This window comes from Bacillus sp. N12A5, from assembly GCF_026790125.1.
Classification (GTDB): Bacteria; Bacillota; Bacilli; order Bacillales; family Bacillaceae; genus Bacillus.
Genome location: NZ_JALAMR010000007.1, coordinates 23,230 through 46,334, shown reverse-complemented (window position 1 = coordinate 46,334; position 23,105 = coordinate 23,230). Strand labels below are relative to the sequence as shown.

Genomic DNA, 23,105 nt, shown 5'->3' with positions numbered 1-23,105 from the left:
TTTCGTTTGCCGTCAAAAAGAACGTCATAGTAAAGTAAGAAAGAGATAATCGAGTAAAAAAGGGGTTTGGAGGCTTTTACATGCAAAAGGCTTTATCGTTTTTAAAACCATACTCATTGCTGGTGGGAATTGCGCTGATTCTCATGTTGACGGAGCTTGCGGTTGAACTGATGCAGCCTTTACTGATCGCAAAAATCATCGATGATGGGATATTAAAGCAAGATATGCAGCGTGTATGGACATGGGGAGCGGTCATGATCGGACTGACGGTGTTATCATTTGCAGCAGGAATGCTGAATTCCTTTTATGCCGCCCATGTCAGCCAAAGCTTTTCTTATGATACGAGAAAAGGGCTTTTTCAAAAAATCCAGTCCTTCTCCTATTCTACATTTGGGCAGTTTTCGTCCTCTTCTTATATCACAAGGCTGACAAACGATGTCACACAGGTTCAAAACATGATTTTTATGAGTTTGCGGTTTATGCTGCGGGCACCGTTAATGATCGCAGGCGGTATTGTGCTGTCGCTCGCCGTTAACGTGAAGCTCGGCCTTTTTCTGCTTGTGACCATTCCGATCCTGATCGTGTTTTTGCTTTGGGTCCTAAAGAAAGGCGGGGCGCTGTTCCGCTCAGTGCAGAAGCGGCTCGATCAGGTGAATACCGTCATGCAGGAAAACCTAACAGCGATTAAGCTGATCAAAGCGCTGCTCCGCGGCAGCCACGAGGTCAAACGATTTATCAAAGCGAACACGAGGCTGATGGAAAAAACGGTTTCAGCCTTTCAGCTTGTGGAATTCACAATGCCTGTGCTGATGCTGATGATGAACCTCTGCATCCTTTTGGTTTTGTGGGCAGGGGCTTACAGTATCGCGGGCGGAGGCACTCAGGTCGGAGATGTTGTTGCAATTATTAACTACGCAACACGAATTACGGGCGCACTTTCGATGTTTCCGTTTTTGATTATGATTTTTACCCGTGCGAAGGCTTCAGGAGATCGAATTGGCGAGGTGCTTGAAACGGAAGGTGATGAGCGGGAGGAAGGCGCCATATCTGATCGTTTGGCGGGACGGATTGAATTTCAGCATGTATCCTTCCGTTATCCCGAAATGGACAGAGAAGCGCTGCGGGATGTAACATTTTCCGCAAAACCAAGAGAAACGATCGCGATTCTCGGCGCGACGGGGTCTGGCAAGTCTACGCTTTTTCAGCTCATTCCGCGGCTTTATCAGCCGGATTCAGGCAGCATTTACATAGATGAAAAGCCGATTCGTGATTTCCCGGCTGACGGGCTTCGCAAGCAAATTGGATATGTACCGCAGGAGGTGCTCCTGTTTTCCGGCACAATCAAAGAAAATATCGCTTGGGGCAAAGAAAATGCTTCACTTAATGAAATAATGGAAGCGGCCAAACATGCGCAAATTCATGAAACGATTATGAAGCTCCCAAATGGGTATGACACCGTATTGGGGCAAAGAGGCGTCAACCTGTCCGGCGGCCAGAAGCAGCGGATTTCCATCGCGCGGGCGCTGATCCGAAAGCCGGCCATCCTTCTTTTGGATGACAGCACAAGCGCGCTCGACCTGCAAACGGAGGCGAAGCTGCTTGAGGCGATCAGCACATATGAGTGCACAACTTTGATCATTACGCAAAAAATGACCACGGCGATGAAAGCTGATGAGATTTTGCTGCTTGAGGATGGCGAATTGATTGAAAAAGGCACGCACAATGAGCTGCTTTCTGAATCACAGCTATACAAGCGCATTTACGAGTCGCAATTCGGAAGGGAGGGGAGCGAGTCATGCTAAAAGACATCCGCAAGCCTTTCCAATATCCCAAACTGCCAATCGACAAAAAAGAGGGCGCGAAAAAGCGGGCAAAAGCAAAGGATACAAAAGGCACACTCAGGCGAATCTGGTCATACTTGGCTGAACGTAAAGGACTGCTGATACTTGTCATGCTGATGGTTGTGATCAGCGCGATATTCGGGCTTCTCGGCCCCTTTGTGATCGGAAAGGCCATCGACCACTTTATTGTTGGGCGAACGGTCAGCGGATTGCTTCCCGTTTTGCTGCTTCTTCTCGCCATTTATATCATCCAGTCCCTGTCGCTCTGGTTTCAAAACTATTGGATGATTACGATTTCTCAAGGCACTGTTTTCAGAATGAGAAGCGAGTTGTTCACCCATCTGCATGAGCTGCCGATTCCGTTTTTTGATAAACAGCGGCACGGCGAGCTGATGAGCCGGGTGACGAATGACATCGAAAATGTCAGCTCTACCTTAAATACGTCAGTCATTCAAATCTTGTCAAGCGTGATTACCTTTGTCGGAACAATTGCGGTGATGCTGTATATGAGCCCGCTCCTTACATTGATTACGCTGACCATTATTCCGGTAATGGCAGCGAGCCTGAAATGGATAACCAACCGAACGGGAAAGCTGTTTAAAGAACAGCAGAAAAACCTGGGTGAGCTGAATGGATATATTGAGGAATCTGTTTCCGGCGCAAAGGTCATCAAAGCCTATTCGCGTGAGAAGCAGATCACAGCCGAATTTCTCGAAAAAAACGCTGCGCTCAAGACGTCGGGTTTCTGGGCGCAGACGATTTCCGGTTTTATCCCGAAAGTCATGAACTCTTTGAACAACTTAAGCTTTACGATGATTGCCGCAATCGGCGGTTTTTTCGCGCTGAAAGGCTGGATCTCCATCGGCTCCATCGTCGTCTTTGCCGAGTATTCAAGACAATTCACACGTCCTTTAAACGATCTGGCCAACCAGTTTAATACGATGCTGTCTGCAATTGCCGGCGCTGAACGGGTATTTGACGTGCTTGATGAAAAAGAAGAGCGCGAGGATGAAAAGAATGCCGTGCATCAGCCGATCCAAACAGGAAGTATTGAATTCCGGAATGTGTCCTTCGGTTACGATAAAGGGCAGCAGACACTAAAACATTTACAGTTTACTGTGCCTGCCGGGCAGTCCATCGCGTTTGTCGGGCCGACGGGAGCTGGGAAAACAACTGTCACCAACCTGCTTGCCCGTTTTTATGAGCCTGACGAGGGAACGATTTTAATCGACGGTATAGATATTAAAACCCTTACCAGAGCAAGCCTGAGAAAAAACATGGGATTTGTCCTACAGGATTCGTTCTTGTTTCAGGGAACAATCAGAGAAAATATTCGATACGGCAGGCTTGATGCTTCCGATCAGGAAGTCGAAGCCGCTGCAAAAACAGCGAACGCCCACGGCTTTATTGAACGGATGCCAAAAGGATATGATACAGTGCTGACGCAAAACGGCTCGGGCATCAGTCAAGGACAGAAACAATTGATCTCCATAGCAAGAGCCGTGCTGGCCGATCCGGTTCTGCTCATTTTGGATGAAGCGACTAGCAACATTGATACTGTAACAGAAGTGAAAATCCAAGAAGCGCTTGCCCGTTTAATGGAGGGGAGAACGAGCGTCATCATCGCCCATAGGCTGAATACCATTCAAAGAGCGGATCAGATTGTCGTATTAAAAGACGGCGAAATGATTGAAAAAGGCAGCCATGATGAACTGATGCGCCAAAAAGGATTTTACTGTGACTTATACGATAGCCAATTTCAGAAATAAAGAAAAAGACCTTTGTCCCTCACAAAGGTCTTTTTTGTTACAGTTTTATAGTACTTTTATTTCATTTTCGTAAAATGTAACAAAATTACTTGACGTAAACAAGTTATGTATATATACTAGCTTACATTAAGTAAGTGATAACATTTATCAAGGAGGATCACATGAATAAATCATTTGAAATTGGCACATTACTTTTAAGGGTAATGACAGGTATTATCTTTTTTGTTCACGGTTTATCAAAGTTTCAGGGAATGGAGGGCACCATCCAATTTTTCGGCAGCATAGGCCTTCCAAGCTTTATGGCGTATGTCATCGCAGTGATTGAACTCGTTGGCGGAGTGCTTGTCTTCTTCGGATTGGCTACACGCATTGTCGGTGTTCTCTTTGCTCTGACGCTGGTCGGCGCCATTATGACAGTTAAGCTGAAAGCGCCATTCATGGGCAATTCAGAATTTGATTACCTTCTGCTTTTGACATCTGTCCACCTTGCGCTTTCCGGAAGCCGTTTCCTGGCGCTGGACCCGCTTGTGTTTAAAGCAAAAAAGAGCGATAACGTATCAGCATAAGAAAAGAGGCATACACAGCATGACCAGCATTCATGAGGATACAAACATTGGCTATGCCAAACTTACAATCCGCAGCCTGGAGCGCTCTCTTCAGTTCTACTGTAATGTCATCGGCTTTCAAGTCTTACAAAAGACTGACCGCCAAGCCGAATTAACGGCTGATGGAAAACACGTCCTGCTTGTTCTTGAAGAAAATCCGAGTGCTGTCGTCCTGCCTGAACGATCTGTAACCGGCCTTTATCATTTTGCGATTCTTCTTCCGAACAGGAAGGAACTTGGTATCGCGCTCGCCCGCCTGATTGAACACGGCATTGCCATCGGACATGGAGACCATGCTGTCAGCGAAGCGCTCTATCTGTCTGATCCTGATGGAAATGGCATTGAAATGTACGCTGACCGCCCCCGCAGCACGTGGCAGCGTGATCGTGAAGGAAACTACGTCATGACGACAACCGCGGTGGACATCGAGGGTCTTATGGAAGAAGCCGGAGCTGAGCGGAAAACAGCACTTCCGAACGATACAATGATCGGACACATTCATCTGCATGTCAGCGATCTGAAAGAAGCAAAAGCGTTTTACACAGATGTGCTGGGCTTTAACATTGTCGGAGACTATGCGGGCATGTCTGCTCTCTTCGTTTCAGCCGGGGGCTACCATCACCATATCGGCTTAAACATTTGGGCGGGACGAAACGCGCCGCCTAAACCGACAAATGCCAGCGGATTAGACTATTACACGGTTGTCCTGCCTCATCGGGGGGAACTCGATCGAGTGGCAGACCGGGTCAAACATGCCGGATATTCGATTGAAGAAACGGAAAACAGCTTCTGTGTGAAAGATCCTGTTTCCGGGGCCCATATTGTATTTGTGATTTGATTATAATCCCCTTTGCTGAAAAAACAGCTAGGGGATTTTTTATTTTCCGGAAACTCCTGTCAAAAATGCCTTGAGGCAGGTATGATAAAAAGGGAATTGGGTATTCGGGAGTGATGGGCGTGAAGGCTCTTATATTTACTAGAATTTTCACCTTAATGGTAAGCTGTTCGGTTTATTTTTTCCTTGTAGAGGACGACCGATGGTATGAGTATTTGTTCATAGCTGCGGGTGCGGGTGTTTTCTTAGCAAATCATCTTATATTAAGAGTAGAGAAATATGGCATCTTGTTTTGCCTCATTGATATTGCAGTTGGCTTTTCGTTCGGTTTCATGTTTCCGGGTACAGGTTTATATATTACATTGCTCAGCCCGGTTGCTGTTACCTTTTTTCTGAAGGGATTTGACCGCAAAACTGTGTGGTTTGTCCTTTGTTTTTGTTTTATGATGTGGCTGATTGTTCTCATTCGCACATATCGTATGTTCGGTGATGAATATGTGATGGATCATTGTATCAGCATGACATTTGTTGTCTTCTGCGGAGTCGTAGGCAAATTAATCCGCAAGCTGATGGATGCGGAGGAAACGGCAAAACAGCAGTATCAGGAACTGACGGAGTCCCACCTGGCGCTGTCTGCTGCACACCAGGAGCTGCATTTATATGCGAAACAGGTTGAAGAGCTGACCGCCATTCACGAGCGGAACAGAATGGCAAGGGACATCCATGATACAGTGGGGCATAAAATGACGGCTCTTCTCGTTCAGCTGCAGCTTCTTCGTGAATGGCAAAAAAGAGACGGCCAAAAAGCGGAGGAGACGGTCGGGATATGTGAAACGCTGGCACGTGAAGCGCTTGATGATGTCCGCTTATCAGTGCGCACTCTGCAAACGGAAAACAGTCCTTCATTAATTGAATCCCTAAAACAGCTGACAGAAGACTTTTACAAGAATGCGGGAGTTGCAGCCGAATTTGCGGTCAGCGGTGATCCTGCAATGATCCCGCTGTCTCTTCATCCGACTTTGGTCAGAACGGTGCAGGAAGCACTGACCAATGCCAAACGGCACGGCGGCGCCACAGCCTGTTCAATCCAGCTTGCCTGCACACCGGACAGCATCCGCCTTGTCATTAAGGATGACGGAAAAGGAAATCCCGAGACTGCACTCGGCTTTGGCCTGTTGAATATGAAAAAGCGCGCAGCGGAGCATGGGGGATTGATCCGTTTTGAGAGCGAACCGGATAAAGGATTTACTGTAATCGCCGAATTTTCACTGGCTAATAAAAAATGGAGCTTCGGGCCCGCGCAGCAAAAGGAGAGTTTATCATGATTAAGATCATCATTACCGACGATCAGGATATCGTCAGAGAAGGGCTGGCCTCCTTGCTTCAGCTCAGAGACGAGCTCGATGTCATCGCCACGGCGCGAAACGGACAGGAAGCCTACGAAAAGGCGAAGGAACTTAAGCCGGATATTGTGTTAATGGATATCCGAATGCCGGTGTCCAACGGAGTTGAAGGAACAAAATTGATTACAAGCTCGCTGCCCGGCGTAAAGGTTTTGATGCTGACGACCTTCAAGGATTCAGAGCTGATTGCAGAAGCGCTTGAAGAAGGTGCGAGCGGGTATCTGCTGAAGGATATGTCGGCAGATACGATTGTAAAAGCAGTGATGACTGTTCATTCGGGCGGAATGGTGCTTCCTCCGGAACTGACTGCCCAAATGCTGAATGAATGGAAGCGTGAAAAACAGCTGAAAGGAATAAACGAGATAGAAAAACCTAAGGAGCTCTTCGACCTGACCGAGCGTGAAATGGAAGTTCTGGCTGAGCTGGGGTACGGGCTGAATAACAAAGAAATTGCCGAAAAGCTGTTCATTACAGAAGGTACAGTAAAAAATCACGTTTCAAGCATTATCAGCAAGCTGTCTGTCAGAGACAGAACCCAAGCCGCCATCTATTCCGTCAGATATGGTATATCTGTCTTTTGACATATGACGTTCAGCATATGCGTTTCTTTGAAAAGGCCTTTTTCCAGGCCTTTTTTTCATGCCTTATGTTCTATCTGCCGCTACATGCCGCATGCCTCTCTTTTTTCTACAATGGCAATGGGATTAAAAAAGGAGTGAAACGACATGCTGCAAGCAGAAAACATCAAAAAGGCATATGGAAAAAAAACAATCGTGAAAGGCATTTCTTTTTCCCTTCAAAAAGGGGAGTCGTTCGGGCTGCTCGGCCCAAACGGAGCGGGAAAGTCCACAACCATCTCGATGATTTCCGGCCTGGTGCCGCATGACAGCGGGCGCATCACAGTCGGCGGCTATGTCATCGGAAAAGAAACGGCCAAAGCGAAACAAAAAATCGGCGTTGTCCCGCAGGAAATTGCTTTATATCCGACGCTGACAGCCATTGAGAATCTGATGTTTTGGGGGAAAATGTACGGACTTTCACACGGCGAGGCCAAAAAAAGATCGGCAGAGGTCCTTGAATATGTAGGCCTGACTGAGCGGGCCAAAGATAAAATTGAAACGTTCTCAGGCGGAATGAAACGGAGAATCAACATCGGGGCCGCCTTAATGCATAAGCCAGAGCTGCTGATCATGGATGAACCGACTGTCGGCATCGACCCTCAATCGAGAAATCATATTTTAGAAACGGTGAAACAGCTTAATGAAACAGGCATGACAGTGATCTATACGAGCCATTACATGGAAGAGGTCGAGTATTTATGCGACCGGATCGGCATTATAGATCGTGGAGAAATGATTGCGATCGGTACAAAAACCGATTTGTGCAGCCGTCTTGGAGGCGATACCATCATTCAGCTCACGGTTAGCGGGATGGACGAAGCGTTTCTTTTTGCGATCCGTTCTTTGGCTCATGTCAATAATGTCACAGTACAAGAATCAGAGCTCAAAATTGACATTTCTGCGGCCCGCCATGAGAAGGTTGTCACCAGTCTGCTTGCTGAAGCCGCTGCCCACCATATAAATCTGCTGTCTCTTCAGGTGCAGGAACCAAATCTGGAGCGCCTATTTCTGAATCTGACCGGACGCACTTTGCGGGATTGAGGAGGGACTTCTATGAAAAAAAGCATATGGATCGCATGGAAAGATGTCAAAATCAGAATCAAGGACAGAAAAGGATTTATGATGCTTATCTTAATGCCGCTGATCCTAACGTGTATTTTAGGGGCGGCGCTTGGATCGGTTGTTGACGGAGGCAGCCAGATTGATGACATCAAAGTCGGCTATGTCCAAGCTGATCAGTCAGAAGCAGCGAACATGTTCAAAACAGATGTACTCAAAAAAATAAAGTCGATAAAGGTCACACAAGCCGGCAGTGAAGATGAAATGAAGAAACAGCTTGATGAAAAGAAAATCGATGTCGGCATCGTCATTCCGAGCCAATGGGAAGCCGGCAAAACTTCAGCTTTTGTCTATGCTGACCCTGATCAAACCTTAAAAAGCGCCATTATCAAAACAGCCGCCGGCTCTTTTATAGAGCAATATAGAGCGGTAAAGGAAGCCGCGTCAGCCTCAATGGACTACCTCAGCAAAACAGAAGCTGTCAAGCAAGGAAAGCTTGATCCTTCACATTTTGCAGAAAAGCTGGTCAAGACGCTCGAAAAAGAAACGGGTAACAAGCCCACTGTGACGGAGAAATCAGTCGGCAGCAAAGCCGTTACCAGTTTTCAATACTATTCTGCGGCAATGCTTTGCATGTTTATGCTGTTTCATATGACAGTCGGGGCGAAATCGTTCTTACAGGAAAAGGATACGGAAACGCTTGCCAGAATGCTGCTGACGCCTGCGCAAAAATATGCCATTCTCTTTGGAAAATGGCTCGGAACCTATCTGTTTGCCATCTTACAGTTTTTTATATTTGTCATTGTCACAACCTATGTATTTAGTGTGGACTGGGGCGGCAATCTGCTGTTAGTAAGTGTACTCGGGCTTTCTTACGCTGCCGCTGTATCCGGCATTTCTATGCTGCTTGCGTCGTGCATCAGCGATATGAAATCAGCAGATGCGATAGGCGGATTCGGTATTCAATTGCTTGCGGTTCTCGGCGGGTCCATGCTGCCGCTGTACCAATTTCCGGACGTCTTGCAGTCTGTATCCAAAGCGGTGCCAAATCGATGGGCGCTTGACGGCTTTCTTTCTTTAATGGAAGGGGGAGGCTGGGCTGACCTTCAAATGCCTGTCCTTCTTTTTGCGGCGATCGGCCTTTGTTCACTCGTGCTTGGTATCAGACGGCTTCATACAAGATAAGGAGGTACACCAAGTGAAAAAAATCATAGCCATTTGCGGCATTGAGCTTTCTCTCATTTTCAAGAAACCGCAGAATTATTTGATGATGTTCGCTGCCCCGCTTTTGCTTACCTTTGTATTTGGGAGTATGCTTGGCGGTAATGATGATAAGCTGCGTCTTGCAATCGTTGATCAGGATGATACGATTCTCTCACAGCATTATATTCAGCAGCTGACGGCACACGATGAGATGTATACGTTCGAAAACATGTCTGAAAGCAAAGCATCAGAAAAGCTGAAACAAAAGAAAATTGCCGGGATCATTGTCATTTCCCGCTCCTTCCAAGCACAGCTGGAAAATGGAAAACATCCTGAGCTGATCTTCCGCCACGGCCCGGAGCTGTCGGAAGCGCCGATGGCGAAACAGTACGCAGAAAGCACATTGGCAAAGCTCAATATTCAGATTGCAGCGGCAAAAGCGGCGGGTCAGGCTGCAGGGGAGAACTGGAAGGCGGCTTATAAATCAGTTATCGCAATAGAGCATGAAGATGCAGTGCCAGCCGTAAAACAAAAGGCGCTCAGTGATAAAAAAGAAGGCACGGGCATAAGTGATACAGCTTCCAGAGCAGCAGGCTTTTCTATCCTGTTTGTCATGCTGACCATGATGGGGGCAACGGGAACCATCTTAGAAGCAAGAAAAAACGGCGTCTGGTCCAGATTGCTTACAGCCTCCGTCAGCCGAGCGGAAATTGGTGCAGGATATGTGCTGTCCTTCTTCGTCATTGGCTGGATTCAATTTGGCATATTGCTTCTCGCAACCCATTGGCTGTTTGGCGTTAACTGGGGGAATCCGGCTGCGGTTATTGTGTTAGTGTCGCTTTTTCTGCTGACTGTTGTCGGCTTCGGATTGGTGATTGCGGCCAATGTCAGAACGCCGGAACAGCAGCTTGCGTTCGGCAACTTATTCGTCATCGCAACATGTATGGTAAGCGGAATGTATTGGCCGATAGACATTGAGCCGAAATTTATGCAGTCTATTGCAGAATTTCTTCCGCAAAAGTGGGCGATGAGCGGGCTGACTGAGATTATCGCAAACGACGCGCACGTCACAGATATTCTCGGGATTTGCGGCATCCTGCTTGCTTTTGCGGCAATTACCTTCACAGTGGGGCTGAAAGCGCTCCGCGCGTAAAAAACATCTGCCGTTTAGGCAGATGTTTTTTTGCATGTGGGTAAACCGCATTCGTATGGGTGCAGCCTGAAGGGCGCTCCCGGTTAATCCTTATCGATCATAGCTAAAATTGATTCCAGCCAAGAAACATAATTTTTCTCTCTCTCCAGCGCTTTCGTCAGCACAAGATAGTGGCCGAAGTCTGGTGAAGAAAACGACATCGGCTCCGCTGAAGCCATAAGCTTTTCATAGCTTCCCTGCAGATCAGACAGCTTGGCTTTGCGTTTTTGCAGCTGGTCTTTGAACAACTCAGAAGCCTCCTGTCGCGATAGACAAGAAATGAAATAAGCCTTCAGCATAAATTCATCCTTCACCGTCTCCGGTATCGGCTGGTGGCGGATCAGCCAGTCATGCAGCTCCTGCTTTCCGCTGTCTGTCAGGGTGTACATTTTTTTCTCAAGCTTTGTGCCTTGAATTGTCGTCCGGAACGTGATAAAACCTTCATCCGTCAGCTTTTTGAGCTCAGGATAAATCTGGCTGTGCTTGGCGCTCCAAAATTGGCCGAGCTCCTCTTTAAAATAACTCGTAATATCGTATCCGCTCAATTCGCCTTTTCGCAAAAGCCCTAATATGGCGTATTTTAATACTCTCATGCTTTCCTCCGTGTCTATGGCTGTTTCACAAAAAAGATGAGCCAATGCTCAACTGTGATCCTAACTGCCTATTCCCCTTATTATAGAAAAGGGAGGAAGGGAACACAACCTGTCTACTTGGGAAATAAAGATGATAGGTACGAAATGAATCGAAGAATATGGGATTCAGCTTCATTTATCATTTGAAAAAAATATATATAATTAATTTTCTGAAAAAAACATTAACAAAGTAGATGTTTTATGTATAATAGGAAATTGGTGGTACAAACATTTTAAGGGGGAAATAAACGTGAAAAAAATACTTTTTGCATCCACTATCTGTTTATCACTGATTCTATCTGTTCTAGCCGCGCCGCCGTCAAGCGCAAAAGCTGAATCAGTACATAATCCTGTTGTTCTTGTTCATGGAATAAGTGGTGCCTCATACAACTTTTTCGCTATTAAAAACTACTTAATTTCTCAAGGCTGGCAAAGCAACAAACTGTATGCAATTGATTTTTATGATAAAACAGGGAACAACCTAAATAACGGCCCGCAGCTCGCTGCATATGTTGACCGTGTTTTAAAAGAAACGGGAGCCAAAAAAGTAGATATTGTGGCTCATAGTATGGGAGGCGCCAACACGCTGTATTATATTAAATATTTAGGCGGGGGCAATAAGATTCAAAATGTGGTAACGCTTGGAGGGGCTAATGGTTTAGTTTCATCAACAGCACTGCCGGGCACAGATCCAAATCAGAAAATCCTCTATACATCTATCTACAGTCTAAATGATGAAATTGTAATCAATAGCTTGTCTCGTTTACAAGGAGCCAGAAACATCCAGCTTTATGGCATCGGCCATATTGGCTTGCTTTCTAATAGCCAAGTGAACGGCTATATCAAAGAAGGATTGAATGGCGGAGGCCTTAATACAAATTAATAGTTCATTGCCAAAAACCTGCTGTAACAAGACAGCAGGTTTTTTCGATTCTCTAAAACAAGAATTTTTAAGACCTTAGTCTATAATTCATATTCTAATTTATGTCATCAGGCACTTTTCCAAAGTGGTTCAGACATGTTAAGGTACAACCATCGATTTCTAAAAATTTGAAATAAAAGGAGCGCTGTTATGCAAATTAAAGAAATTTTTATGATCCGCTGCATTTCGTGCTTAAGTGTCGTTCTGCTCCATATCATTTCAATGGTCCTGATGCTTCAGGCAGAAGCTCTCGCTGATATGTCTCACACTATTGATTCGTTCCGCACACTCCTGATGTTCAGCACGCCTGCTTTCATCTTCATCTCTGAATTTTTGCTGGCGCGTTCTTATCCTGACGGGGTCCCGGACGGTTTTTTAAAGAAGCGGGGGAAAGTGATTTTCGTCCCTTTTTTATTTATCGCGGCTGTCGATGCGCTGCTGATGACAAGTGCGATGGGGGGAGAGGTAACCTTTCTTGCGTTCGTGCAAAAGTACCTGGCGAATGTATTCTTAGGAAACTTTATTGGATACTTCATTCTTGTTATTTTTCAATTTTACTTTCTGCATATGCTGTTTCATGAGTATCTGAAAAAAGCATCGCTGAAATGGGTGCTGTCCATTTCATTTGTGGTGACAGCGGCATATTTAAGCTATTTCGCTGTAGTCAGTCCTGCTTCTGCTCCTGCTCCTGAAGAGGGCGGGGGGTTTCCATTTTTCTGGGTTCCGTTCGCAGGCTGGCTTTTCTACTTTTGTCTTGCCTACTATTGCGGAAAAGAGTACAAGCGCTTTTTAACGCTGCTGAACCAATACCGCTGGGTGGTATACGGCGCCGCAATTGCTTCTGGCGCGCTGGTTGTCACTGTTTCTTATGTTGGTGAAATCGGCATGATCAGCTCAAAACGGCCCGATATCATGCTGTACTCAACAAGTATGATTTTCCTGTGCTTTCACTTGTTTTCTAAAATAAAGCATGTGCCGAAAATCATGATGTTTATCAGCAACTACTCCTTTTCGATTTATCTGCTCCATGCCTATTTTATGATTATCGGCTACGTGCTGCTTTTGAATATGCCCGAAATACCTGCCGTACCGGCTGTTCTCCTGTTGTTTGCCGTGTGCACAGCCGGCCCGATCCTGACCTCATGGGCGCTGAATAAATGTAAATACGGTTATTTATTTGTAGGGAAGGTCTATCAGCCAAAACAGAAGAAAGTAACAGTAGAAGTGCGTGATCACGCGGGGTGAAAAATAAGCGGCAGGAGAGAGGCTCCTGCCGTTTGTAATGTGTTATTCTGTTTACATTATGATTGCAGTCTCCATTCCTTCAACCTTCAGCGGGTTTAATTTATGCACGTGCACAATCTTTTTCTTGTAAAATAAAGGAGAAGATTGAACCGAAGGGAGAACATACATGACAACAGCCAATCTAAGCTATCCAATAGGAGAATACCAGCCGAGGGAATCCGTATCGAAGGAGCTGAAAGAAGAATGGATTCAGGCGCTTGAAGAGGTGCCGGCCAAACTGATGCAAGCCGTTGAAGGCTTGACAACCAGCCAGCTTGACACACCCTACCGGGACGGGGGATGGACCGTTCGCCAAGTTGTTCATCATCTGGCTGACAGTCATATGAACGGCTATACTCGTTTTAAATTGAGCTTGACGGAGGAGACACCGGCCATCCGTCCGTATGATGAAAAAGCATGGTCAGAGCTAAAGGACTCGAAAACAGCAGATCCGAGCGGTTCACTAGCACTTTTACAGGAGCTTCACGGACGATGGACGGCTCTTCTCCGCAGTCTAACGAAGCAGCAATTTCAGCGCGGGTTTTACCATCCTGATACAAAGGAGATCATGACGCTAGAAAACGCGCTAGGGCTGTATGTCTGGCACTCACATCACCATATCGCTCATATTACGGAACTTTCCAAACGGATGGGGTGGTCTTAACGCTTTTGCCGGCGGAAAGCCGGAAGAGTGATAGCAGCAATCACCAGCAGTGAAATCACAGCAGCAGCGGCATATAAATGATGATAGCCGCTGGCGATACTTGCATGAATGGCGTCGCTTATCGCGGTTTGGACTTCAGGCACGGGAATGCGTTCGATTTGTTCTTGTAAAGAAGAAACATCAGAACTGTTGATTTCCGGAATCATCTGCATCGCCTTTTCTGAATGTCCGCTGTCCGGTAAGCGGCTGCTGATCTCATCGTCGATTTGGTTAAACCCGGCTGTGATAAAGCCTGCATAAAGAGTAGGTGCCAATGTCAGGCCAATTTGCCTTACCAATGAAAGTGTGCCGAGCGCTGTGCCCTTATTCGTTTTCGCTGCCTCTGATACAAGGACGTTCAGCGGCGCGCCTAACAGAAAGCCAAAACCGATCCCAGCTATCACACTTGCGATCACAAACTCCCATTTCTCCGTCACCCAGAGCGGAAATAAAGCAAATCCCACACATGAAATGATTCCCGAAAGAACAATGGTTTTCACCGGTCCTTTTTTGTCTGTGAGAACTCCGCCAAGCCAGGCCCCAATTCCGGAAGCTAACGCAAGCGGCGTCATCCAATAGCCTGCTTTTGCCGCGGGGACGCCTAAATACTGCTCAACATATGACGGGATAAAAATGACCGCCGCCAAGAGTCCGCCGGATAACAAACCGATCATAAGCGTGCGCTGAAACGTGCTGTTCCGCAGCAGAGAATACGCCAAAATCGGATCGCCCCCGCGCATTTCAACCTGTTTTTCAAACCAAACAAGCCCTGCAAAACAGAGAATGCCAAAAAGAATACACCCATAAACCTCCGGATCTCCCAAGCTGTTTAAAAGATGTGCTCCGTCAAGATTCGTCATGCCGTACATCACAGCTAAAATCGACAGGGACAGAAGGAAGATTCCAGCCGCATCGAGACGTTTAGCTTCAGGCGCTTTTGTTTCCGCAATAAAACGTGCACCGAAAACAACCAATAGCACCGCGATCGGCAAATTAATCAAAAACAGCCAATGCCAAGACCCGGTCCAATCTAGCAGAAAGCTTCCAATATTTGGACCGAGCACAGCAGCCATCCCATTCATCGCGCCAAGCAGCCCCAGCGCCTTCCCCTGTTGTTTCTTTGGAAGGGTCGCGAGAATGTGCGAGCTGCCGATGATGAAAATCCCGCCGCCCCCAAGCGCCTGAATCAGCCGAGAGATTAGAAAGAGCGGAAAGCTTTGGCTCAAAGCAACTAGCAAAGAACCAAGCCCGAACAGACAAACCTCAATGATAAATAGTTTCTTTCTGCCGTAGCGGTCGGAGAGCTTTCCGACGATTGGCACACTGACGCTAAGACCGAGCGTATAAAGGGTAATGCCCCATGATCCCCAGGAAGGAGAAACGGCAAACGACTCGTTTATTGTTGTTAAAGCAGCCGAAATAATTCCGTTATCAAGCGCAGCCATAAACACACCAATCGTAAACAGGCTGATTGCCCACTTTTGGCTTTTCTGCTCTGTTAATGCTTCAGACATATTCATCATCCCCTTTTTTAATTCACTTTGAATATATTATTCATTTTAAATGAACTAAATGTCAAATAAAAAAAGCCTGCGCCCGCAGTTTGCGGATGACAGACTTTAACCTTATTCCTTTTTTGCTTTTTCCAATGCTTTGGAAAGGATAGAAAGCCCTTCGGAAACGGCCTGCTTTTCTTCGGGAGAAAGCAGTTCCAGTGAACGCTTTAATTTCAGGTGGCCCTTTTCATACAGACCGCGAAAAATTTTTTTTGCATTTTCTGTCAACTGAATAACTACAGAGCGGCGGTCTTCTTCAGAATGTGAGCGTTTGACAAATCCTGATTTTTCAAGGCGGTCAAGCAGTCCTGTTGTATTGGACAGGGAAGCCCCCATTTTTTCAGCGATGTCGCTCACTTTCAGTGTTCCGTGATTGTTTAATAGCATCAGCACTTTCATCTGCGGCATGCTCATATCCAGCTTCATCCACTCAGACACATCACCGAGTCCGGCAGAGGTTAAGACCTTCATATAGAGCACCCATATTTCCCGCTCCTCAGATGAAAGAATGTTTTCGTTTAAGACTGTAGTATCATGTAAATTATATTCCATTTCATCACTTCCTCATCATTCGCTCCTTTTACCATATTACTCGATTTTCACTGCTGAAAGAAAGGGAGCAGAAACTGTATTAGGGACTTTGTCCGAAAAATAGCGGTAGTGTATAATGAGTTGGAGATTATTGGGGGAAAAAGATCGAACTAGAATATGATTGGAGAGACCATTGCTGATTAAAAAAAATGCTTTATCAATGTTAAAAATCGTTTTTCCTATTGCTGTTTTGCTATTTGTTATTTATCAATCGAAAAAAGAACTGACAAATCTGTCATTCAAACGTACACTCATGGTCATCAACGGGCTGGAACGAACGGACTTATTCATCCTTGTATTGATCGGCTTGCTGGCTGTGGCGGCCATGTCGCTGTATGATTACGTCCTGAAATACTCGCTGCGCCTATCGATCACGAACGGAAAGGTATTCAGGGTTTCCTGGATCGCCAATTCATTTAATAATGTGCTCGGGTTTGGCGGTTTGGCCGGAGTCGGGTTAAGAATGATGTTTTATAAGGAGCATACGAAGGACCATAAGGCCCTTGTGAAAGGAATCGCCTGGCTGACATCATCTATGCTGCTCGGGTTATCTGTATTCAGCATATTCGTCGCTGCACGAGTGCTGCCAGTGGATGAAGTGATTCATGAAAAGCCTTGGCTGTGGGCGGTCGTTATCGGTTTTGCGCTAATTTTGCCAATATCCCTGGCAGTGTCCAAAATAAAAGGCAAAAAAGGCGAAGATGAAGAGAATGCGGATAAAGTGAAAAATCCGATTTTCGCATATATTGGCGCTTCGGTTGCCGAATGGCTTATGGCTGGAGTCGTCATCTACCTGTCTTTGTTTGCGATGGGCATTCATGCCGATATGAGGTATGTGTTCGGTGTATTCGTCATTGCGGCGATCGGAGGGATGATCAGCCTCGTGCCGGGCGGCTTCGGCTCGTTTGACCTTTTGTTTTTGCTCGGGATGGAGCAGCTTGGCTATCACCAGGAGGCGATTGTTACATCAATTGTTTTGTACAGGATCGTCTATTCATTTATCCCATTCGGTCTCGGACTGTTCTTTGCTGCCGGCGACCTGACCGAAAATACAATGAAACGGCTCGAAACGAACCCGCGCATCGCACCGGCTATTGAGACGACAAACGTTTTGCTTATCGTCCAGCGGGCAATCTTAGTGAGAATTTTGCAAGGCTCGCTTTCGCTTATTGTGTTTGTTGCCGGCTTGATTGTCTTGGCGTCAGTATCCTTGCCGATTGACAGGCTTACCGTCATTCCGCACATTCCGCGCCCGGCGCTTTTGCTGTTCAACGGGCTGTCCTTAAGCTCAGCGCTCATTCTGCTGATTTTGCCGATCGAGCTTTATAAACGGACAAAACGATCCTATACGATGGCGATAACAGCCCTCGTCGGCGGGTTTGTGTTCAGCTTCTTAAAAGGACTCAATATCAGTGCCATATTCGTATTGCCGATGATTATTGTATTGCTTGTGCTTTTGAAAAAACAATTTGTCCGGGAACAGGCATCCTATACGCTGGGGCAACTGCTTTTCGCTGTAGCGCTTTTCACTGTGGCGCTCTTTAACTACAACGTCATCGCAAGTTTCATTTGGGACCGGATGAAGAAGGTGATGCGGCATGAATATTTCGTCCACAGCGATTCTCATATTACGTATGCGACGATCATGGCAATTATCATCGTGCCGCTGTTCTTCTTCATATTTACAATGGTGTATCATAAGAAGACAAAACCCATCGGGGAAAAAGCTGATTCCAAACGCCTTGCTTCGTTTTTAAATGAAAATGGGGGCAACGCGCTGAGCCATCTCGGCTTTCTTGGAGATAAGCGGTTTTATTTTTCAAGTGACGGAAATGCAATGCTGCTGTTTGGAAAAATCGCCAGAAGACTGGTCGTGCTCGGCGATCCGTCAGGCAAAAGAGAATCATTCCCGCTCGTTCTGGAAGAATTTCTAAATGAAGCGCATCAAAAAGGCTTCAGTGTCCTGTTCTATCAAATTGAACGAGAGGACATGGCGCTGTATCACGATTTTGGCTATAACTTCTTTAAACTGGGCGAGGAAGCCTATGTGGATTTAAATACATTTACCCTGACAGGGAAGAAAAAAGCCGGCCTCCGGGCTATCAATAACCGGTTTGAACGGGAGGAATATACCTTCCATGTGGATCATCCCCCATTTTCCGAAGCGTTTTTGGAGGAGCTGAAACAGATCTCTGACGAATGGCTCGGCCCGAAAAGGGAGAAGGGGTTCTCGCTCGGATTTTTTGATCGCTCCTATTTACAGAAAGCGCCGATCGCCTACATGAAAAATGCGGAAGGAGAGATCGTTGCATTCGCAAATGTCATGCCGATGTATCAGGAAGGGGAGATATCAGTTGATCTGATGCGCTACCGCGATGACGCCCCAAACGGCATTATGGATGCATTGTTTATCCGGATGTTTTTATGGGCGAAGGAGGAGGGCTTCACGTCGTTTAACATGGGGATGGCGCCCTTGGCCAATGTTGGCACGGCTTTTACATCCTTCTGGTCAGAAAGATTTGCCGCCATCATTTTTAATAATGTCAGATACATGTACAGCTTTAGCGGACTAAGAGCCTTTAAAGAAAAATACAAACCCGAGTGGCGCGGCAAATACTTGGCGTACCGAAAAAACAGATCTCTTTCTGTCACCATGTTCCTCGTCACGCGTCTGATCGGCAAAAGCAAAAAAGACTCCGTCTCGTAAGACGGAGCCTTTTTTATTTTGTTTTTAAGAAATAGGTTTCAATATCATCAAGCAGATAGTTTGCGGCTTTAATACCGCCTGCGGTTGTCCACACCACATCATCAACTTCATGGGCATTACCTGACTTCACGGCCTTCAGGTTTTTCCATAGTGAACTGCTAGTCCACTGATTGGCCCATTTTTCATTTTCTTTTGCATTATCGGCTTTATATGTAAAATAAAACAGCACATCTGCATCCATATCAGGAATGGACTCTTTACTGTCTGTTGAGAATGTAAATTGGTCCTTCTGTTTCTTAAACAGCTCCACTTGTTTTTCAGGGCGTTTGAAGCCAAGCTGGTCTAAAATAATCCCCGAGAATGAATCGGTATAATAGATTCTTGACTCGCCGGATAAAAAGCGTACGACAGAAACGGTTTTGTCAGTCTGGTCGCCAAGCTTGTCTTTTAAATCAGAAGCGCGTTTATCAAAATCGGCAATCACTTCCTTGCCTTTGTCTGCCTTATTCACCGCGTTGGCGTACAGAGTCAGGTTGTCCTTCCAGTTCCCGGCTAAAGATTCAGCGAAAACAGTCGGCGCAATTGCGTTTAACTGATCATAAATTTTTTCCTGGCGCACTTTGTTTCCGATAATTAAATCAGGCTCTAATTCTGCGATGGCTTCCACATTCGGTTCTGTTTCAAGACCGACGTTTTTAACACCTTTCATGTCATCTTTCAGATAGTCATACCAAGGGTCGCCCTTCCATGACTTTACGGCTCCGACCGGCTTCATGCCAAGCGCTAAGAGCGCTTCTGTTCCTTCATTTGTTAAAACAACAATCCGTTTTGGATTGGCGGGAATGTTGTCTGATGTCCCCATTGCATGTTTGACCGTTCTTGTTTTATTGCTTGATCCCTCGCTGTTGCTTGAACTTTCTGAACCATTACAGGCAGAAAGTACCATAGCGGCCATTAAAATAACGAATAGCATGCTGATATGCTTTTTCATCTTTTTCCTCCTGATATTGAAATTCATTATCATTTAGATCATAATAAGCAGTGTTAAGAGTGTCAATCCCTAATTGAGGATTATTCTCAAAAACAAACATTACATAGTAAGTAACTAGGAGAATTAGATCATGATCTGCAAAAAGGCATCTTCAAAATGGATTGTGTTAGTATGTCTGATTTTCATTTTACTGGCGGCTGTCTGCGCAAGCGTCGTTTTCGGCTATACAGGTACGTCATGGGGACAGGTTTATCAGGCGTTTACTTCCTTCAACGGAACAAATGAGCATGTCATCATCAAGGATGTCAGGCTTCCGCGCGCTTTGGTTGCGACAGTCGTCGGCGCCTCGCTTGCAGCCGCGGGAGCTCTCATGCAGGCGCTCACAAAAAATCCGCTTGCGTCACCGGGCATTTTCGGGATTAATGCCGGTGCCGGGTTTTTTATTGTTGCCGGATCGTTTTTTCTGCATATTCAGTCACCCCAGGCGCTGGTATGGAGCTCGTTTCTAGGGGCAACATTTACCGCCGCGATCGTCTATGCCGCAGGATCGTTTGGAAGGGAAGGGCTGACGCCAATCAAACTGACGCTGGCGGGGGCTGCCATGGCGGCCATGTTTTCTTCTCTCACCCAAGGCTTGCTTTCTGTCAATGAACTCGAGCTTGCTCAGGTGCTATTTTGGCTGACCGGCTCTGTGCAGGGCAGGAGTCTGGATCTGCTGATGACAATGCTCCCGTATGCAGCTGCAGCGCTTGTGATCTGCTTCTTTCTTGGCCAAAAGATTAATCTCCTCGTCATGGGAGAAGATGTGGCAAAAGGACTCGGCCAAAAAACGGGCCTGCTGAAATGTGTGATGGCAGTTTGTGTTGTTTTGCTTGCCGGATCTGCTGTTGCCATTGCCGGGCCTATTTCCTTTATTGGCATCATTATTCCGCATTTTGCCCGATTTATCGTCGGCAATGATTATCGCTGGGTTCTGCCGTTTTCCTCGGTTTTGGGTGCGATTTTGCTTGTTGCGGCGGATATCGGTGCGCGATACATCATTATGCCCCAGGAAGTTCCTGTCGGGGTCATGACCGCAATAATCGGTATGCCTGTGTTTGTGTACATCGCTAGAAGGGGGGCAAAACTATGAAACTTCGTTTTGGCGTTACCGCGGCTGAAAAAAAAGCATGGATCGTCTTTTTTGTGTTACTGGGATTAACTGCAGCTGTATTGATCATAAGCGCTGGTCTCGGGCAAAGGTTTATTCCTCCCTGGGATGTGGCAAAAACATTTTTTGGTGCAGGTTCGAAGCTGAACGAACTGATGATTATGTCATTCCGCATGCCAAGAATTTTGACCGCATTATGCGCCGGCGTCTGTTTGGCGGCGGCAGGCGCAATATTGCAGGGGCTCGTCAGAAACCCTCTCGCATCTCCGGATATTATCGGAATAACGGGAGGAGCGGCGGTAGCAGTTGTGCTTTTGATGATGTTCTTCTCAGATCGCAGCAGTACACTTACGATCAGTCTGTCATGGCTTCCGGCGGTTGCTTTTATCGGCGCCTCAGCAGTCGGACTCGTCGTCTATTTATTGGCATACAAAAATGGTGCCTCTACATTTCGGCTGGTGCTCATCGGGATCGGATTTTCCATGTCGGCACAAGCGATGACCACCCTCCTGATGATCAAAGGCCCGATTTACCGGGCATCCCAAGCTAATGTGTATATTACTGGGTCAGTTTATGGGTCAAACTGGCAGCATGTAAAAATAGCTATTATTTTATCTGTCATTCTCTTATTGATTTGTATGATTGCGCTAAAAAATATGAATATACAGATGCTGGGCGAAGATATTGCGGCGGGTGCGGGAAGCGCCGTGCAGCGAAATCGTTTTTTCTTGCTTCTTTTGAGTACGGCTCTTACGGGCTGTGCGGTTTCGGTGGCCGGCACAATCGGTTTTGTCGGGCTGATGGCGCCCCATATTGCAAGGCGGCTCGTTGGCTCGTCTTATGGTGCGCTGCTCCCGGTGTCTTCACTCATCGGGGCTTTGCTGATCTTAACAGCAGACATCGCCGGCAGAACCTTATTTGCTCCGGTGGAAGTGCCAGCCGGCGTTTTTACTGCAGCTATCGGCGCCCCGTATTTTATTTATTTGCTCTATAAAACGAGAAATTCTTGATCGTCAGCACTCCCATTTTCTTAAAAAGAAAATGGGTTTTTCTGATAATTACTGAAAATTCACAATCATTTTTGCTATACTGACAGAGACATTGATAAAGAAAGGGCGGCAGACAAGTGAAAGAAATAAAGGTATTAAAATATGAAGCATTTACAAGCAGTCCCGGCAAAGGAAACCCTGCAGGCGTCGTATTGCAGGGGGGCAATTACACTGACGAAGAGATGCAGACCATAGCTGAGCGTGCCGGATATTCAGAAACCTCCTTTATCCGCAAAAGCGAGTCGGCTGATCTTGAACTCCGTTACTTTACCCCTGGACACGAAATGAATTTGTGCGGTCATGCAACAGTCGCTTCTCTGTACGCATTATGTGAAAAAGGAATGCTGGAGAGCGGAAAAACGTACAGCATCCAAACGAAAGCCGGTATCCTGCCTGTGAAGATTGCTGAAAAAGGCGGCCGCATTCATATCACGCTTGAACAGGCTTCTCCGCAATTCAAACCATTTACCGGCGATCGGGAAAAACTTGCCGGCGCATTGGGAATCACCGAAGCGGATTTTCATGAAGACCTCCCGATTGTGTTTGGCAGCACCGGCATTTGGACAGCTATCGTTCCGCTACGATCATTAGAAGCTTGCAAAAAAATGGTTCCGGATAACAAGCAATTTCCGGAAGTGTTAGTTGATCTGCCAAAGGCTTCAGTTCACCCGTTTACCTTTGAAACCGTTCATTCCGACAGCGACCTGCACGGACGCCACTTTTCATCCCCGTATTCGGGAACGGTAGAAGACCCCGTGACCGGAACAGCATCCGGCGTAATGGGGGCTTATATGAAACAGTACGGCAATTCTGAGCAGCGTGAATTTATCATTGAACAAGGGCAGGAAATCGGGAAAGACGGAAAAGTGGAGATCGAAATGAACGAAGTCGGCAGCCATGTGAAAGTGAACATGACAGGAACAGCCGTTTACTCAGAAACCCGTATTCTCAAAATCTAATACGGATGATGGTTTACAAAAAGATGCACTTTCC

Annotated in this window: 20 protein-coding genes; 16 read left to right on the top strand and 4 right to left on the bottom strand. The window is 46.4% G+C overall.

Features of this window, described 5'->3' with window-relative positions; all coding sequences use genetic code 11:
* The first annotated feature begins 80 nt into the window (after positions 1-80).
* The 9 genes from MOC09_RS08280 (at position 81) to MOC09_RS08240 (ending at position 10,488) form a co-directional block, all read left to right on the top strand.
* Entirely contained in the window at positions 81-1,802 is a 1,722-nt protein-coding gene (locus MOC09_RS08280) for an ABC transporter ATP-binding protein (RefSeq protein ID WP_268370166.1), read from the top strand.
* Positions 1,796-3,610 (top strand): ABC transporter ATP-binding protein, encoded by a 1,815-nt coding sequence (locus tag MOC09_RS08275; RefSeq protein WP_268360466.1) that lies wholly within the window; start codon positions 1,796-1,798, stop codon positions 3,608-3,610. The genes MOC09_RS08280 and MOC09_RS08275 overlap by 7 nt, the downstream gene beginning before the upstream one ends.
* A gap of 161 nt (positions 3,611-3,771) precedes the next feature.
* The gene (locus tag MOC09_RS08270) at positions 3,772-4,176 is read left to right on the top strand and encodes a DoxX family protein (RefSeq protein ID WP_268357860.1); all 405 of its coding nucleotides are present in this window, start codon (positions 3,772-3,774) and stop codon (positions 4,174-4,176) included.
* Positions 4,177-4,195: 19 nt separating this feature from the next.
* Positions 4,196-5,053, top strand: coding sequence for a VOC family protein (locus MOC09_RS08265; RefSeq protein WP_268357859.1), 858 nt, complete (start codon positions 4,196-4,198; stop codon positions 5,051-5,053).
* Between the two features lie 119 nt (positions 5,054-5,172).
* The gene (locus tag MOC09_RS08260) at positions 5,173-6,375 is read left to right on the top strand and encodes a sensor histidine kinase (RefSeq protein ID WP_268370165.1); all 1,203 of its coding nucleotides are present in this window, start codon (positions 5,173-5,175) and stop codon (positions 6,373-6,375) included.
* Positions 6,372-7,034, top strand: a complete 663-nt coding sequence (lnrK, locus tag MOC09_RS08255) for a two-component system response regulator LnrK (protein ID WP_268357857.1) — start codon at positions 6,372-6,374, stop codon at positions 7,032-7,034. The genes MOC09_RS08260 and lnrK overlap by 4 nt, the downstream gene beginning before the upstream one ends.
* 144 nt (positions 7,035-7,178) lie before the next feature.
* Positions 7,179-8,114, top strand: a complete 936-nt coding sequence (gene lnrL, locus MOC09_RS08250; protein ID WP_268357855.1) for a linearmycin resistance ATP-binding protein LnrL — start codon at positions 7,179-7,181, stop codon at positions 8,112-8,114.
* 12 nt (positions 8,115-8,126) lie between these two features.
* Positions 8,127-9,317, top strand: a complete 1,191-nt coding sequence (locus tag MOC09_RS08245; RefSeq protein ID WP_268370164.1) for an ABC transporter permease — start codon at positions 8,127-8,129, stop codon at positions 9,315-9,317.
* 13 nt (positions 9,318-9,330) lie between these two features.
* Entirely contained in the window at positions 9,331-10,488 is a 1,158-nt protein-coding gene (locus MOC09_RS08240) for an ABC transporter permease (protein WP_268357853.1), read from the top strand.
* Positions 10,489-10,571: 83 nt separating this feature from the next.
* Here the strand turns inward: MOC09_RS08240 and padR are convergent, their stop codons facing one another.
* Positions 10,572-11,120: a transcriptional regulator PadR gene (gene padR, locus MOC09_RS08235; RefSeq protein WP_268357852.1), complete on the bottom strand. Its 549-nt coding sequence runs from the start codon at positions 11,118-11,120 to the stop codon at positions 10,572-10,574.
* 289 nt (positions 11,121-11,409) lie between these two features.
* On the opposite strand from padR, the gene estB reads away from it, so the two are divergent.
* The 3 genes from estB to bstA all read left to right on the top strand — a co-directional run bounded on the left by estB (position 11,410) and on the right by bstA (position 14,029).
* Positions 11,410-12,042: an esterase EstB gene (gene estB, locus MOC09_RS08230; protein WP_268357851.1), complete on the top strand. Its 633-nt coding sequence runs from the start codon at positions 11,410-11,412 to the stop codon at positions 12,040-12,042.
* Between the two features lie 189 nt (positions 12,043-12,231).
* Complete coding sequence (locus MOC09_RS08225) at positions 12,232-13,326, top strand: acyltransferase family protein (protein WP_268357849.1); 1,095 nt, start codon at positions 12,232-12,234, stop codon at positions 13,324-13,326.
* A gap of 166 nt (positions 13,327-13,492) precedes the next feature.
* Positions 13,493-14,029, top strand: coding sequence for a bacillithiol transferase BstA (gene bstA, locus MOC09_RS08220; protein WP_268357848.1), 537 nt, complete (start codon positions 13,493-13,495; stop codon positions 14,027-14,029).
* Here bstA and MOC09_RS08215 read toward each other — a convergent pair.
* Positions 14,026-15,582 (bottom strand): MFS transporter, encoded by a 1,557-nt coding sequence (locus tag MOC09_RS08215; protein WP_268370163.1) that lies wholly within the window; start codon positions 15,580-15,582, stop codon positions 14,026-14,028. The two genes, bstA and MOC09_RS08215, sit on opposite strands and share 4 nt — an antisense overlap.
* Before the next feature lie 111 nt (positions 15,583-15,693).
* Positions 15,694-16,176: a MarR family transcriptional regulator gene (locus tag MOC09_RS08210; RefSeq protein WP_268357846.1), complete on the bottom strand. Its 483-nt coding sequence runs from the start codon at positions 16,174-16,176 to the stop codon at positions 15,694-15,696.
* Positions 16,177-16,348: 172 nt separating this feature from the next.
* Between MOC09_RS08210 and mprF the strand changes: the two genes are divergently transcribed.
* Positions 16,349-18,922 (top strand): bifunctional lysylphosphatidylglycerol flippase/synthetase MprF, encoded by a 2,574-nt coding sequence (gene mprF, locus MOC09_RS08205; RefSeq protein ID WP_268370162.1) that lies wholly within the window; start codon positions 16,349-16,351, stop codon positions 18,920-18,922.
* Positions 18,923-18,935: 13 nt separating this feature from the next.
* Here mprF and MOC09_RS08200 read toward each other — a convergent pair whose 3' ends face one another.
* Positions 18,936-19,913, bottom strand: a complete 978-nt coding sequence (locus MOC09_RS08200; RefSeq protein WP_268370161.1) for an iron-siderophore ABC transporter substrate-binding protein — start codon at positions 19,911-19,913, stop codon at positions 18,936-18,938.
* Between the two features lie 130 nt (positions 19,914-20,043).
* On the opposite strand from MOC09_RS08200, the gene MOC09_RS08195 reads away from it, so the two are divergent.
* The 3 genes from MOC09_RS08195 (at position 20,044) to MOC09_RS08185 (ending at position 23,071) form a co-directional block, all read left to right on the top strand.
* Positions 20,044-21,045, top strand: coding sequence for an iron ABC transporter permease (locus tag MOC09_RS08195; protein ID WP_268357842.1), 1,002 nt, complete (start codon positions 20,044-20,046; stop codon positions 21,043-21,045).
* Complete coding sequence (locus MOC09_RS08190; RefSeq protein ID WP_268370160.1) at positions 21,042-22,073, top strand: FecCD family ABC transporter permease; 1,032 nt, start codon at positions 21,042-21,044, stop codon at positions 22,071-22,073. Before MOC09_RS08195 ends, MOC09_RS08190 begins: the two co-directional genes overlap by 4 nt.
* 116 nt (positions 22,074-22,189) lie before the next feature.
* On the top strand, positions 22,190-23,071 hold the full coding sequence (locus tag MOC09_RS08185) for a PhzF family phenazine biosynthesis isomerase (RefSeq protein ID WP_268370158.1): 882 nt from the start codon (positions 22,190-22,192) through the stop codon (positions 23,069-23,071).
* Positions 23,072-23,105: the final 34 nt, after the last annotated feature.